Raw genomic sequence first — 14,269 nt, forward strand, 5'->3', positions numbered from 1 at the left:
AATAATGATAATTATTATCAAGAAGAAATTATAATAATTATTAATTGAAAATTGGTCAGAACCTGTTATAATGAGTTACAGACCTATAAAAAGCTTGAAATAGCAGAAAATATAGATGATAAACGGAACGGGCAACGATTGATAATGTGAAAATCATTATCAATTAGAGAGGAGAAAGTAATCATGAATGAGAATACAGCACTTTATCAAACGACAGATCAAAAGGGATCCAACTCGCTCTTTCAAAAATGGGCACAGCACGGAGAATTAATCGCAGCAGGCATTTCGGGGATTCTCATCTTGATTGGATGGTTTCTAAAGGACGAAACGATGTGGAGTATTCCACTTTTCATTCTTGCTTTTGTTATTGGTGGTTTTGCAAAGGCAAAGGAAGGAATTGAAGAAACCATTTCATCCAAGACATTAAATGTAGAACTTTTAATGATATTTGCTGCGATAGGCTCAGCGATCATTGGCTACTGGGCAGAGGGCGCCATTTTAATTTTTATTTTTTCTTTGAGCGGTGCGCTAGAAACGTATACGTCAAATAAAAGTAAAAAAGACTTAACGGCCTTAATGAGTATCGCTCCAGATGAAGCCACTTTAATTGAAGAAGATGGCACCACCATCCAAATCGCTGCTTCTTCACTTACGCCAGGCGACCGTATTTTAATCAAAGCGGGCGAACGAATTGCAGCAGATGGTGTGATCATGAGCGGAAGAACAAGTGTAGACGAATCTGCCTTAACGGGTGAATCGGTGCCTCAGGAAAAAGGGCAAGGGGAAGATGTGTTTGCAGGAACAGTGAATTTAAATGGTTCATTAACAGTAGAAGTAACAAAACATAATGAAGAAACACTTTTTCATAAAATCATTAAGCTGGTGGAATCTGCACAAGAAAGTGTATCGCCAAGCCAAGCGTTTATTGAAAAATTTGAAGGTGCATATGTAAAAGGTGTGCTCATCACTGTAGCGATTTTAATGTTCCTACCTCATTTTGTACTTGGCTGGAGCATGAGTGAAACGTTTTACCGTGCGATGGTGTTTATGGTGGTTGCCTCGCCTTGTGCACTTGTTGCCTCAATTATGCCAGCAGCTCTTTCACTCATCTCAAACGGTGCAAGAAACGGTATGCTTGTAAAAGGAAGTGTCTTTTTAGAAAAACTGGGCACAAGTACGATGATTGCATTTGATAAAACGGGTACGATTACAAGTGGAAAACCAGCTGTTGAAAAAGTGGTCTTGGCAAAAGGGCAAGATGAATCGACCTTTTATCAAGCGCTCTATCAAATTGAAAGTCAGTCAAATCATCCATTAGCTAAAGCCATTTCTGATATGGCAAAAGAGCATCATACAGAGCGGACAGCCCACGTAACCATTGAAGAAACATCAGGTTTTGGTGTGGAAGCACAATTAAATGAGGACACATGGCGGATTGGGAAGAAAGATTTTGCCGGAAAAGCTTCAATGGATCGTGACATTGAAGAGAATGGTGATGTTCTTTCATCCAAAGGCTATACAGTTGTCTATGTTCAAAAGAATCAAGAAGTTGTCGGCTGTCTCGGTTTGAAGGATCAAATCAGACCTGAAGCTAAAAAAATGATTCAGGAGCTGAATGATTTAGGCATCCAAACCGTCATGCTCACAGGGGATCAGCAAAAAACAGCTGAAGCGATTGCAGAGGAAGCAGGCATCCAAACCGTTGTCGCTGAATGTCTTCCAGATGAAAAGGTACACGAAGTCAATCAACTGAAAAAACAAGGTGATTCGATCATTATGGTCGGAGATGGAATCAATGATGCACCTGCACTCGCCACAGCAGATGTTGGCGTCGCAATGGGCGGAGGCACAGATGTTGCTTTAGAAACAGCAGACCTCATTTTAATGAAAAATAACTTAAACAATCTGACAAAGATGATCCGTCTTTCAAGAAAGATGAACCGAATCATTAAACAAAACATCATCTTTTCATTAACTGTTATTTGTCTCTTAATCTGTGCGAATTTCTTACAAGTTCTTGATTTACCTTTTGGTGTCATTGGGCATGAAGGCAGTACGATTTTGGTTATTTTAAACGGACTTCGTTTGCTTCGTGCTTCTTAAGCAAATCACAAAAGCGCACTGGCTTTAGGTCAGTGCGCTTTTGTGCGAAATACAGTGAAAACTGATACAATAGATCAGTAGTCAAACGTGTGAGGAGGATCACGATGAATCGAATGAAAAACTTGTCTTCTTGGCTTAAGAAAAAAGACATTCAAGGTGCATTTATACATACAAAGGAGAATGTATTCTATCTATCTGGATACTTCACAGAGCCGCATGAAAGAGTGATGGGGCTGTTTGTTTTTCAGGAAGCAGATCCATTTTTCATTTTGCCTAAGATGGAAGTTGAGCAAGCAAAAAATGCGGGATGGGCTGGAGATCTCATTGGATATGAAGACCATGAAAACCCCTTTGATTTCATACAAAAGGCACTAGAAAAACGAGGAGTAAAAGCGACTCGCCTAGCGATTGAAAAAGAATCCATTCCTTTGCAAAGAGCAGAGCAGCTTCAAGCTGTCACTGGGGCAGAAACATTCGTCCGGGCAGAAGATGTGCTCAATCAGCTAAGACTAATTAAAGACGAAGCTGAAATTGAAACATTGAAAAAAGCTGCTCAATTGGCAGACGAAGGCGTTAAAATTGGGGTTCATGCCCTAAAAGAAGGGGTGACGGAAACCGAAGTTCTTGCTGTCATCGAATATGAACTGAAGAAAAAAGGCATTCAGGGCATGTCCTTTTCAACCATGGTACTATTTGGAGAAAAATCAGGAGAACCTCATGGAAATCCGGGACAGGCAGCCTTGAAAAAAGGTGATTTTGTTTTATTTGACCTTGGCGTGATTGTGGATGGCTATTGTTCAGATATTACAAGAACCTTCATCTATCAAGAAGCGTCTGAACAACAAAAGGATATTTACAACACCGTCTTGAAAGCCGAATTGGCAGCACTTGATATGAGCAAGCCGGGTGTGAGAATTGGTGACCTTGACTTAAAAGCAAGAGGGCTGATCGCAGAAGCAGGGTATGGCGAATACTTTCCGCATCGTCTAGGGCATGGACTCGGGGTTTCTGTTCATGAGTTCCCTTCTATGAGTCAAGCAAATGATGACCTTCTAAAAGAAGGGATGGTCTATACGATCGAGCCGGGTATTTATGTACCTGGAGTCGGCGGGGTTAGAATTGAAGACGATGTTCTCATTACAAAAGATGGCCCAGTCACGTTAACCAATTATCCAAAAGAGTTGACGATCATCAAGTAATGAAAAAAATCACGATGAACGTCCAAGTATTGGGAGCGTCATCGTGATTTTTTTGTCACTCTTTGCGATCCTTATCAACAAAGAAATCATCAATTGATTGAAACGGCTTGATTTTATGTTCTTTTCCTAAAGGATGTAGTGCGAATCGAGCAGAAAACAAAATAGTCAAACATAATATGATCCATATGATAATACCCATCTTGAATTCCCCTTTCCACCCAGTGATTTGTTCAGCTCACATACATCTTAAAGTATGAAACGCTTACCATATCAAGAGAAAGTAGGAGAAAAAATGCCTAACATAAGGGATATTGCGAAAAGAGCGGGTGTATCTGTTACCACTGTATCACGAGTGATGAATGATCATCCTTATGTCAAAGAAGAAAAGCGAGAGCGCGTACTTAGTGCGATGAAAGAGCTCAAATATACACGTAATATTCAGGCAGTGCATTTAGCAAAGGGCTATTCCAATATGCTTGGAATTGTGCTTCCGACAATTGATCACTCCTATTTCAGCGGAATTGTCACAGGGATTGCAGAGAAAGCACAGGAGCGTGGAATGCATTTTGCCTTGTTTCAAACAGGATATGACCCAATAAAGGAAAAAGAAGCATTAATGAGCTTAAAAGAGCAACGTGTGGATGGTTTAATCTTTTGCTCAAATGCGTTAAGTGATCGAGACATTTTAAAGTGGCAGGAATCTGGTCCTATTATCTTTTGTCATCCTACTCCGCATGATCCATGTTCATCGGTATCGATTGCGCATGATCAGGCTTTTAAGGAAGGGCTTGAACACTTAGCGGCATGCGGTCATGAGCGAATCGCAATCGTTCTTGCTAGAACAGAAGGGGAGAATAGCCAAGTTCGCATTCAGACTTATCAAGAAATGATGCGGTCGCTTGGGCAGGACATTGATGATGAATGGATCATTGAAGGAAAACTGACCATTTTTGATGGCAAGCAATTATTTAGAGAATGGAAAGAGATGAAAAATCGTCCGACAGCCTTATTGATTACGAACGATGATGTCTCAGCAGGTTTTTTACTAGAAGCACAGCGTCACCAAATAAACGTTGGAGAATCACCAGCCATACTTGGCTTTCAAAACGATCAATTGAGTGAAGCATTGGGGATTTCTAGTATAGACATTCCCCTCAAACAAATGGGGCAGGAAGCATTTGACTTGTTCAAGCAAGCATTACAAGGTGAGGCACCAGAAAAAAGAGTGCTGTCATATCGACTCGTTGAGCGCACAACGACTATTTTGAAAAACAATCGTTGACGCACGTTTCATCTGTTTTGTACGATAAGAAGGATTGAATAAGAAGGAGGTGGGGATGTTCATGGAATCCTTCACCGTTGATAAAGCGTTAAATAATAATGTCATCATCGCAAAACACCCTTCTTTAGGTGAAGTGGTCCTGATTGATAAAGGGATCGGCTTTGGGAAAAAATCGGGTGACGTTCTCGATCAAGCGGCATTTGAGAAAATGTTTGTGTTAAAGAATACAAAAGAGCAAACAGAATACAAACAATTGCTGCACCACATAAATGAGGACATGATTGAGCTTGCCAATGACGTCATTTATCATATACGAGAAAAAATGGGGCATCGTTTAAATGAGCATATTCACATTGCACTGACAGATCATATTGCCTTTAGCTTTAAGCGAGTTAAGCAAGGCTATGATATCACCAATCCTTTTATGCTTGAAACGAAATCCTTATACCCGAAAGAATACGAGGTCGCAAAGGAAGTCGTGGAACTGATAAATGCGCGGCCAGATGTTGAAACAAAGCTGCCCGAAGGAGAGATTGGCTTTATTGCGCTCCACATTCATTCTGCTTTAACGAACCGGCCTTTATCCGAGGTCAACCGTCATTCACAGCTCATGACACAAATGGTCCAAGTCATAGAAGATGCATTTCATATGAAAGTAGATAGAGAAAGTATTCATTATTTACGCTTACTGCGCCATATTACGTTTTCGATTGAGCGTATTAAACGGGAAGAATCATTAGAGGAGCCAGAAAAGTTGCTTCATCTATTGAAAAATGAATATCCTTTATGCTACAATACTGCTTGGAAAATGATCAAAATTTTGCAACATGCATTGAAAAAGCCTGTACAAGATGCCGAAGCTGTCTACTTGACACTACACCTGTACAGATTGACGAATAAAATTTCATAGTTTCCTTGAAACGTGTAACTGATTCGATCAGGCATGAGTGACTTAAGGTAAATACAGGATAAGATCCTGTTATTTGCGCAACCTTATATCACCATGCCTTTTTTGTGTTCTGAAAGTGAAATGTAAACGGTTAATTATGAAATGTATGTCAGTGTGTCATTGAAATGCATGTTGTAAGCGAAAACAAAAGGAGGTTCAACCAGTGTTTAAATCACTTTTTGGTGTGTTGCAAAAAATTGGACGAGCACTTATGCTTCCAGTTGCGATCCTTCCTGCTGCTGGTATTTTACTAGCACTCGGAAATGCGATGCAAAATCCGCAGCTGATTGATGTCGCTCAATTTTTAAGCAATGATACAATTCAGCTTGTTGCTAGTGTTATGGAGAATGCGGGGAATATTGTCTTCTCGAATCTTCCGCTCCTATTTGCTGTAGGGGTTGCCATCGGTCTTGCCAATGGAGACGGTGTGGCAGGGATTGCCGCGATCATCGGTTACCTTGTCATGAACGTAACGATGAGTGCCGTATTAATGGCCAACGGTTCCATTCCATCCGATTCAATCAAATTGGCTAAGTTCTTTAAGGAAAGTCATCCAGCATATGTGAATATGCTCGGCATACCGACCTTGTCTACCGGCGTGTTTGGCGGGATTATTGTCGGGGTATTAGCGGCTTATATGTTTAATAAATTTTACAAAATTGAGCTCCCGCAATATCTTGGCTTCTTTGCTGGTAAGCGTTTTGTTCCAATCGTTACGTCGATTTCAGCACTTATTTTAGGGCTTTTGATGCTCGTCATTTGGCCGCCAATACAAGGTGCATTGAACTCATTTTCAACAGGATTGCTTGCAGCGAATGAGCCGCTAGCTGCCTTTGTATTTGGTGTCATTGAACGCTCATTAATTCCGTTTGGTCTGCACCACATATTCTACGCACCATTCTGGTATGAATTTTTTAGCTATAAGAGCTTATCAGGAGATATTATCCGTGGTGACCAGCGTATTTTCATGGCGCAAATCAAAGATGGTGTTCAGCTGACAGCCGGTACATTCATGACAGGGAAATATCCGTTCATGATGTTTGGACTTCCAGCAGCAGCACTTGCGATTTACCATGAAGCCAAACCTAAGAATAAAAAGCTTGTAGCAGGAATTATGGGATCAGCGGCCCTTACTTCTTTCCTAACAGGGATCACTGAACCGCTTGAATTCTCATTCTTGTTTGTTGCACCGATATTATTTGCGATTCACTGTGTATTTGCTGGATTATCCTTTATGATAATGGATATTCTAAACGTGAAAATCGGGATGACCTTCTCAGGAGGGTTAATCGACTTCTTCCTTTTTGGTATCCTGCCGAATAGAACCGCTTGGTGGCTTGTCATTCCAGTCGGTCTCGTACTAGCTGTCATTTACTACTTCGGATTCAGATTTGCGATTCGCAAGTTTAATCTGAAAACGCCAGGACGCGAAGATGAAGCAGCTGACGGTGCAAGCAACGCTCAATCTGGAAAAGGCGATGACTTACCTTATGAAATTCTTGAAGCAATGGGTGACCAAGAAAACATTAAACACCTAGATGCTTGTATTACGCGTTTACGTGTCACTGTAAATGATCAGAAAAAAGTGGATAAAGACCGCTTGAAAAAGCTTGGCGCTTCAGGTGTCCTTGAAGTAGGGAATAACATCCAGGCCATCTTTGGACCACGCTCTGATAATTTAAAAACACAAATGCAGGACATTATTGCAGGGCGCACACCTCGACCAGCGAAAGACCCTTCTGCAAAAGAAGAAGTTAGCCAGCAGGTTGAAGAAGTCATTGCAAAACCGCTTCAAAACGAACAAGGGGAAGAAACGTTTGCTTCACCAATTACAGGGGAGCTGCATCCAATTACAGATGTGCCAGATCAAGTATTCTCAGGGAAAATGATGGGTGACGGTTTTGCTATCTTGCCAAAAGAGGGAACAGTGGTTTCACCAGTAAGAGGAAAAATCTTAAATGTGTTCCCAACAAAACACGCCATCGGCCTCCAGTCTGATGGTGGACTTGAAATCTTGATTCACTTCGGGATTGATACAGTCAGCCTCAAAGGAGAAGGATTTGAAGCATTTGTACAAGAGGGAGATCAAGTAGAAATCGGTCAAAAACTTTTAGAGGTTGATATTGATAAAATTAAGTCAGAAGTACCATCTTTAATGACACCAATTGTATTTACAAACTTAAGTGAAGGACAATTTATTGACCTTCAAGAATCCGGTGAAATCAAAGCTGGCCAAGAAAACATCATGAAAATTTCAAAATAATTTTCATAACTGCCGTTCTTGTTAGATGACAAGCTCGGCAGTATGATATAATATTGTGGATGTATGAAATGTATAAAAAGGAGATTGATAAAAATGGCTCAACAAACATTCAAAGTAACTGCAGATTCTGGAATTCACGCACGTCCTGCAACAGTTCTTGTACAAACTGCTAGTAAATATGATGCTGATATCAACTTAGAATATAATGGTAAAACAGTGAACCTGAAATCTATTATGGGTGTAATGTCTCTAGGAATTGCGAAAGGTGCTACAATCACAATCTCTGCTTCTGGTTCTGATGAAAATGATGCACTTGCTGCGCTAAAAGACACAATGAAAAGTGAAGGCCTAGGCGAGTAATGCAACAACTGAAAGGAATCGGTGCTTCAGCAGGCGTTGCGATTGCAAAAGCATATCGTCTAGAAGAACCAGATTTAACAGTTCACCAAAAAGACATCAATGATCCAGAGACAGAAGTGAAACGCTTTGAAGAAGCAATTCATGTTTCAAAACAAGAACTTGAAGCAATTAAAGAACATGCGCTAAAAGAACTTGGCCAAGATAAAGCGGATATTTTTTCTGCACACCTTCTTGTGTTAAGTGATCCAGAGCTGCTCAACCCAGTGAAGGATAAAATCACATCGGATAAAGTAAATGCTGAATTTGCTTTAAAAGAAACAGCAACAATGTTTGTTACAATGTTTGAAGCAATGGACAATGAATACATGAAAGAACGTGCAGCGGATATTCGCGACGTTACAAAACGTGTCACTGGTCATTTGCTAGGCGTTGACATTCCAAACCCGAGTATGATTTCTGAAGAAGTCATTATCATTGCTGAAGATTTAACACCTTCTGATACAGCTCAGCTGAACAGACAATTCGTCAAAGGTTTTGCGACAGATATCGGTGGTCGTACTTCTCACTCAGCGATTATGGCAAGATCAATGGAAATTCCAGCAGTTGTTGGAACAAAAGAAGCAACAAAAACGGTGAAAAACAATGATCTGATCATTGTTGATGGTATTAGCGGAGACGTCATCATTCAGCCTTCTGAAGATGAAGTGAAAGCGTATCAAAAAAAGCATGAAGACTACTTAGCTCAAAAAGCGGAATGGGCGAAACTTGTTGACCAGCCAACGGTTACAAAAGACGGCGTTCACGTAGAGCTAGCTGCAAATATCGGAACACCTGAAGATGTAAAAGGTGTACTTGAAAATGGCGGCGAAGCAGTTGGATTGTACCGTACTGAATTTTTATACATGGGCAGAGATCAGCTCCCAACAGAAGAAGAGCAGTTCGATGCGTATAAAACCGTTTTAGAGAAGATGGAAGGCAAGGCTGTGGTTGTCCGCACACTAGATATTGGTGGCGATAAAGAACTTCCTTACTTGCAGCTTCCAAAAGAAATGAACCCGTTCCTTGGCTATAGAGCGATCCGCCTTTGCCTTGAAGAGCAGGAGATTTTCAGAACACAGCTACGCGCGTTACTTCGTGCAAGTACATATGGAAACTTGAAAATCATGTTCCCTATGATCGCGACGTTATCAGAATTTAGAGAAGCAAAAGCTATTTTACTTGAAGAAAAAGAAGCATTGGTTGCTGCTGGTACAGAAGTATCTGATTCCATTGAAATCGGAATGATGGTAGAAATTCCATCAACAGCTGTAATCGCAGATCAATTTGCAAAAGAAGTAGATTTCTTCAGTATTGGAACAAATGATTTGATTCAATACACAATGGCTGCTGATCGAATGAACGAACGAGTGTCTTATCTTTACCAGCCATACAATCCAGCTATTTTACGCCTCATAACGCTTGTGATTGAAGCAGCGCATAAAGAAGGTAAATGGGTTGGCATGTGCGGTGAGATGGCAGGAGATGAAATTGCAATCCCGCTCCTACTTGGATTAGGATTAGATGAATTTTCAATGAGCGCAACATCGATTCTTCCAGCAAGAACGCAGTTAAGCAAGCTTTCTAAGGAAGAAGCTGCATCATTTAAAGAGCATATTTTATCACTGAGTACAACTGAAGAAGTGGTTGATTTCGTGAAAAAAACGTTTCAACATAACTAGGTGATGTAAACCAGACAGGTCAAACTGTCTGGTTTTTTTGTCGAATTTTATCATAATCAGTCATATCGCTTGCAGAGAAGGGCATCCTAACATAAAAAATGGAGGTGACCAGTTTGTCTTTCTCTGACTATAAGCCAGGTGATCAAGTATATGTCATTTATCGAAATCCACATGCAGCCAATGTTGCACAAATTAAAGAAGCGGAAATCGTTTCACACCCTTACAATGAACAAGAGCTTGCGCTATTTCTACTTGAAACATATCACCCATTAGCCCCTGATGATGCCGTATTTCCAACATACGAAGAAGCAGAAGCCCTTTATCAAGATCTATTTGAATAAGGGAGATTTTAGAAAGGATAGAAGCCACCCTGAGAGGTTAAAGTAACGGTATGAACCTATAAGGTAAGGATGTGCTAAATATGATCAAACCGTTCGTTCCCCAGCTTGTGTATATTGAACCTCGGGCGCTAGAGTACCCATTAGGACAAGAGCTGAAAGAAAAGTTTGAAGGTATGGGAATTGAAATTAGAGAAACAACCTCACACAACCAAGTGAGAAATATTCCGGGGAAAAATGATTTGCAAAAGTACCGTAATGCAAAGTCGACGCTCGTTATCGGCGTGAGAAAAACCTTAAAATTTGATACATCTAAACCATCTGCAGAGTATGCCATTCCGTTCGCGACAGGATGCATGGGGCATTGCCATTATTGCTACCTGCAAACGACGATGGGGAGTAAGCCGTACATTCGCACATATGTCAATGTAGAAGAGATCTTAGATCAGGCTGAACAGTACATGAACGAGCGTGCACCTGATATCACGCGATTTGAAGCTTCGTGTACATCTGATATCGTAGGAATTGACCATTTGACTCACACACTCAAACGAGCGATTGAATACTTTGGTCAAACCGATCTTGGCAAACTACGCTTTGTTACGAAATTTCATCATGTAGACCATTTGTTAGACGCAAAACACAATGGGCGAACAAGATTCCGCTTTAGTATCAATGCCGATTATGTCATTAAATATTTCGAACCTGGAACATCACCACTCGATCAGCGGATTGAAGCGGCTGTAAAGGTAGCAAAAGCAGGCTATCCACTGGGCTTTATTATTGCCCCTATTTACATTCATGAAGGGTGGCAAGAGGGCTATAAAGTCCTATTTGAAAAACTTGATGCAGCTCTCCCTGAAGAAGTGAGACAAGATATCACCTTTGAAATGATTCAGCACCGTTTTACAAAACCGGCGAAGCGTGTCATCCAAAAAAACTATCCAAAAACAAAACTAGAACTAGATGAAGAAAAGAGAAGATATAAGTGGGGTAGATATGGAATTGGAAAATATATCTATCAAAAAGATGAAGAACAAGAACTTAGACAGACATTAGAATCATATATCGAACAGTACTTTCCGTCTGCAAAAATTGAATATTTTACTTAAAACAAGTCATTATGGCTTGTTTTTTCTATTTAAATTTTCTTACAACTATTGAATGCGGTACCAATTTTGCCGATATACACATTAAGATGCGAAAGTAGGATGTAGGGGTGATGAGATGTTTAAGAAACTTCAAGTGAGAATAGCTGTTTTCATCTCAGTTATTTTAATTTTAACCGTTGTCGCAGTTCAAGTGGGTTCCAATTTAGTATTAAGACCACTGATTGAACGAGATGCGAAAACAACGACATCAGCAACGGCAGAAAGTATGAGAGACATCATAGCACTAAAGCTTGAGAATTACGGTGATACGATTAACCAATTGGCAACAAGTACACTTACTGAAGAATTTGCACAGAAACAAACAAAGCAGACATTGGCATTTGAAAACGATGAATTAAAAGGATTGCAGGAGCAGGATGAACTCATCTCGCTTGCCTATATAGGAACAAGTGATGGTAAAATGTTTGCTTTCCCGGAGTCCGATTTTGGTGAAGGGTATGATCCGTCTAAACGAGACTGGTATATTCAAGCGGCTGAAAAGCCTGACGAAGTCCTATGGACAGATCCGTACATTGATAAAGCAACAAGTGAAATGGTCGTTTCAGCCACGAAGGCGATCGTACGAAATGGGAAAGTAGTCGGTGTCGCTGGACTTGACTTGAAACTGGCTTCCATTCAGTCTTATATAAAAGAACAAAAGATTCCTTATATGGGAACGGCTTTCTTAGTTGACGGCACAGGGACCATTTTGGCACATCCAACAGAGCAAGGAAAAAATATCTCAAAAGTCGCTTCTGTGAAAAAAGCGATCGACAACTCGGGTATTGATGATGACAAACAACTGACCGTCATCTCAAAAATTAAAGAGGCAAACTGGACGATCGGTGTGAGCTTCGAGAAAAAGAAACTTCTTTGGATCACTGAACAAATGAATCAGACAAGTATCATTATTTCTGTCATTGCCATTATACTTGCCATGATTCTAAGCTACTTATTGGCTAGAAGCATTACAACACCAATTAAACGCCTCATCGAGCATGTTCGTAAAGTGTCTGAAGGCGATTTAACCAGCTCGCTTGAGTCGAAGTCTCAGGATGAGATAGGTTTCCTTACGAAAAGCTTTAATCAAATGACTGAAGGCATCAGGGATTTAATTGAAAAAGTGAAAGAGTCTTCAGATCAGGTTGTGAAATCAACGGATGAAGTGACACAAATTTCAAACGAGACCTTGCTATCTAGTGAACAGATTGCAACGGCTATTCAAGAGGTCGCTGTAGGAGCGACGAAACAAGCATCAGAAGCGGAAACCATTAATGAAAAATCAGAGCATTTGTATGAAAAAGTTCGTCATATGGGTGAGCTTGCCACGCAAATGCAAACCAACTCAAAATCATCGGAAGATGCAAGCTATAGAGGACTTGATGCTCTTGGTCTGCTCGTCCAAAAATCAACACAAGCGAATGAAGAATCGAAGAAGGTAGAGCAAATGCTGCTTGACCTTGAGCATAAAACGAAAAATATTGAAAACGTCGTAACAGCGATCTCTGAAATCTCAGATCAAACGAATTTACTCGCACTGAATGCAAGTATTGAAGCAGCGAGAGCAGGAGAAAGCGGAAGAGGATTTGCTGTTGTTGCAGAAGAAGTCAGAAAGCTGGCTGAGCAATCTGCGGAATCAACGAAACATATTAGTGAAACCGTAAAACTGATTCAAGATGAATCGAAAAAGGCAGCTGAAGCGATGACAGCAGCAAGCAAAATGAATGAAGAACAAGGTGATGCCATCAATTCAACAGGAGAGGCACTCAGCAGTATCACAATGGAAATGCAGGCACTTGTCGGCTCCATTGACAGCATTCATACACAAATCAATGAAATGACTGAAGAACAGCAGAAAATGAATGATTCCATTCAAAGTATTGCGGCCATTTCACAAGAATCCGCCGCTTCAGCTGAGGAAGTACATGCTTCCACAGACGAACAAGTACAAGCTTTAGAAAGAACGAAAACTTCAACAGAAATGTTGAACGAATCAAGTCAGGCACTGCGTCAGGCAGTCAATCGGTTTAAACTATAATCTTGCAGAAAAGAACCTTGCCATGTGAGCAAGGTTCTTTTTGTATGATAAAATATGAACAGAGGAGGGTGCCAACATGCATGTTAATCTATCTGGAAAAAAAGCATTGGTCGCTGCAAGCAGTCAAGGTATCGGTAAAGCCATTGCCTTTCATCTTGCAAAAGAGGGAGCAGATGTGATGCTCTCGGGAAGACATGAGCACACGCTGCAAGAAGCGGTCAAAGAATTATCCCCGCTTGTAAAAGGGAAGCTGACGTATCAAGTATGTGATGTATCTGACGCCGAGCAAATTAAAGCGCTTGTCGTCGCAGCAGCAGGTGATGAAAAACGCCTTGATATACTCGTGAACAATACAGGCGGTCCTCAAACAGGAACACTTGAAACCTTAACGGATGAAGATTGGATGGAATCATTTCAGCTTCATTTACTCAGCTATATTCGGTTATTAAAAGAAGCCTTGCCGTATTTAAAAAAACAAGGTGCACGAGTGTTAAATATTGCATCTATGTCGGTCAAAGAACCGATCCCAGGCTTGATGCTGTCGAATACATTTAGACCGGCCATTACCGGCTGGACAAAAACAGCTGCCCAGGAGCTTGCCAAAAATGGCATTTTGATCAATACCTTAGCCCCGGGGAAAATTGAAACAGAGCGTGTGAAACAGTTGGACAAACACCGTGCACAAGAGGAGCAACAATCGGTTGAAGAGATCAAAGCACAAGCTGAACGTATGATTCCGCTGGGCCGTTACGGACAGCCAGAGGAATTTGCAGCATATGCGGCTTTTCTTTTATCTGAAGCCAATACATATATGACAGGTCAAACCCTCATTATTGATGGTGGATTGACAAAGTCTCTATAAGGAGGA

12 protein-coding genes are annotated in these 14,269 nt (G+C 40.8%); 11 read left to right on the top strand and 1 reads right to left on the bottom strand.

Translation table 11 applies throughout. The features are described from left to right. The first annotated feature begins 183 nt into the window (after positions 1-183). Positions 184-2,103, top strand: coding sequence for a heavy metal translocating P-type ATPase (locus NSQ11_RS06895; RefSeq protein WP_060832282.1), 1,920 nt, complete (start codon positions 184-186; stop codon positions 2,101-2,103). Between the two features lie 104 nt (positions 2,104-2,207). Beyond that, complete coding sequence (locus NSQ11_RS06900; RefSeq protein ID WP_017359437.1) at positions 2,208-3,302, top strand: Xaa-Pro peptidase family protein; 1,095 nt, start codon at positions 2,208-2,210, stop codon at positions 3,300-3,302. Between the two features lie 55 nt (positions 3,303-3,357). Here NSQ11_RS06900 and NSQ11_RS06905 read toward each other — a convergent pair whose 3' ends face one another. Then, positions 3,358-3,501 (bottom strand): hypothetical protein, encoded by a 144-nt coding sequence (locus NSQ11_RS06905; protein ID WP_008348070.1) that lies wholly within the window; start codon positions 3,499-3,501, stop codon positions 3,358-3,360. Between the two features lie 93 nt (positions 3,502-3,594). Here NSQ11_RS06905 and NSQ11_RS06910 point away from each other — a divergent pair, with 93 nt between their 5' ends. The 9 genes from NSQ11_RS06910 to NSQ11_RS06950 all read left to right on the top strand — a co-directional run bounded on the left by NSQ11_RS06910 (position 3,595) and on the right by NSQ11_RS06950 (position 14,263). Next, positions 3,595-4,584, top strand: a complete 990-nt coding sequence (locus NSQ11_RS06910) for a LacI family DNA-binding transcriptional regulator (RefSeq protein ID WP_269380059.1) — start codon at positions 3,595-3,597, stop codon at positions 4,582-4,584. A gap of 55 nt (positions 4,585-4,639) precedes the next feature. After that, entirely contained in the window at positions 4,640-5,494 is an 855-nt protein-coding gene (locus NSQ11_RS06915) for a transcription antiterminator (protein WP_017359435.1), read from the top strand. Positions 5,495-5,696: 202 nt separating this feature from the next. Beyond that, complete coding sequence (ptsG, locus tag NSQ11_RS06920; protein WP_046527708.1) at positions 5,697-7,796, top strand: glucose-specific PTS transporter subunit IIBC; 2,100 nt, start codon at positions 5,697-5,699, stop codon at positions 7,794-7,796. 93 nt (positions 7,797-7,889) lie between these two features. Beyond that, the gene (locus NSQ11_RS06925) at positions 7,890-8,156 is read left to right on the top strand and encodes a phosphocarrier protein HPr (RefSeq protein WP_003211078.1); all 267 of its coding nucleotides are present in this window, start codon (positions 7,890-7,892) and stop codon (positions 8,154-8,156) included. Next, entirely contained in the window at positions 8,156-9,874 is a 1,719-nt protein-coding gene (gene ptsP / locus NSQ11_RS06930; protein ID WP_008348058.1) for a phosphoenolpyruvate--protein phosphotransferase, read from the top strand. Before NSQ11_RS06925 ends, ptsP begins: the two co-directional genes overlap by 1 nt. A gap of 98 nt (positions 9,875-9,972) precedes the next feature. Beyond that, positions 9,973-10,215: a transcriptional regulator SplA domain-containing protein gene (locus tag NSQ11_RS06935; protein WP_034657834.1), complete on the top strand. Its 243-nt coding sequence runs from the start codon at positions 9,973-9,975 to the stop codon at positions 10,213-10,215. Positions 10,216-10,295: 80 nt separating this feature from the next. Then, positions 10,296-11,324, top strand: coding sequence for a spore photoproduct lyase (gene splB / locus NSQ11_RS06940; protein ID WP_007498710.1), 1,029 nt, complete (start codon positions 10,296-10,298; stop codon positions 11,322-11,324). Between the two features lie 115 nt (positions 11,325-11,439). Next, positions 11,440-13,401 carry a methyl-accepting chemotaxis protein gene (locus tag NSQ11_RS06945; protein ID WP_326110363.1) on the top strand — a complete coding sequence of 654 codons (1,962 nt, stop codon included), beginning with the start codon at positions 11,440-11,442 and terminating at the stop codon, positions 13,399-13,401. Positions 13,402-13,477: 76 nt separating this feature from the next. Then, the gene (locus NSQ11_RS06950; RefSeq protein WP_046527707.1) at positions 13,478-14,263 is read left to right on the top strand and encodes an SDR family oxidoreductase; all 786 of its coding nucleotides are present in this window, start codon (positions 13,478-13,480) and stop codon (positions 14,261-14,263) included. Positions 14,264-14,269: the final 6 nt, after the last annotated feature.

It is taken from the genome of Bacillus sp. FSL W7-1582, assembly GCF_038593325.1.
Taxonomy (GTDB): domain Bacteria; phylum Bacillota; class Bacilli; order Bacillales; family Bacillaceae; genus Bacillus; species Bacillus altitudinis.

Excerpts from the sequence above, each read along its gene's own strand:
- NSQ11_RS06925 (WP_003211078.1), top strand. The coding sequence starts at position 7,890 with ATGGCTCAACAAACATTCAAAGTAACTGCAGATTCTGGAATTCACGCA.
- NSQ11_RS06910 (WP_269380059.1), top strand. The coding sequence starts at position 3,595 with ATGCCTAACATAAGGGATATTGCGAAAAGAGCGGGTGTATCTGTTACC.
- NSQ11_RS06945 (WP_326110363.1), top strand. The coding sequence starts at position 11,440 with ATGTTTAAGAAACTTCAAGTGAGAATAGCTGTTTTCATCTCAGTTATT.
- NSQ11_RS06895 (WP_060832282.1), top strand. The coding sequence starts at position 184 with ATGAATGAGAATACAGCACTTTATCAAACGACAGATCAAAAGGGATCC.
- NSQ11_RS06915 (WP_017359435.1), top strand. The coding sequence starts at position 4,640 with ATGTTCATGGAATCCTTCACCGTTGATAAAGCGTTAAATAATAATGTC.
- NSQ11_RS06935 (WP_034657834.1), top strand. The coding sequence starts at position 9,973 with ATGGAGGTGACCAGTTTGTCTTTCTCTGACTATAAGCCAGGTGATCAA.
- NSQ11_RS06905 (WP_008348070.1), bottom strand. The coding sequence starts at position 3,501 with ATGGGTATTATCATATGGATCATATTATGTTTGACTATTTTGTTTTCT.
- splB (WP_007498710.1), top strand. The coding sequence starts at position 10,296 with ATGATCAAACCGTTCGTTCCCCAGCTTGTGTATATTGAACCTCGGGCG.
- NSQ11_RS06950 (WP_046527707.1), top strand. The coding sequence starts at position 13,478 with ATGCATGTTAATCTATCTGGAAAAAAAGCATTGGTCGCTGCAAGCAGT.
- NSQ11_RS06900 (WP_017359437.1), top strand. The coding sequence starts at position 2,208 with ATGAATCGAATGAAAAACTTGTCTTCTTGGCTTAAGAAAAAAGACATT.
- ptsP (WP_008348058.1), top strand. The coding sequence starts at position 8,156 with ATGCAACAACTGAAAGGAATCGGTGCTTCAGCAGGCGTTGCGATTGCA.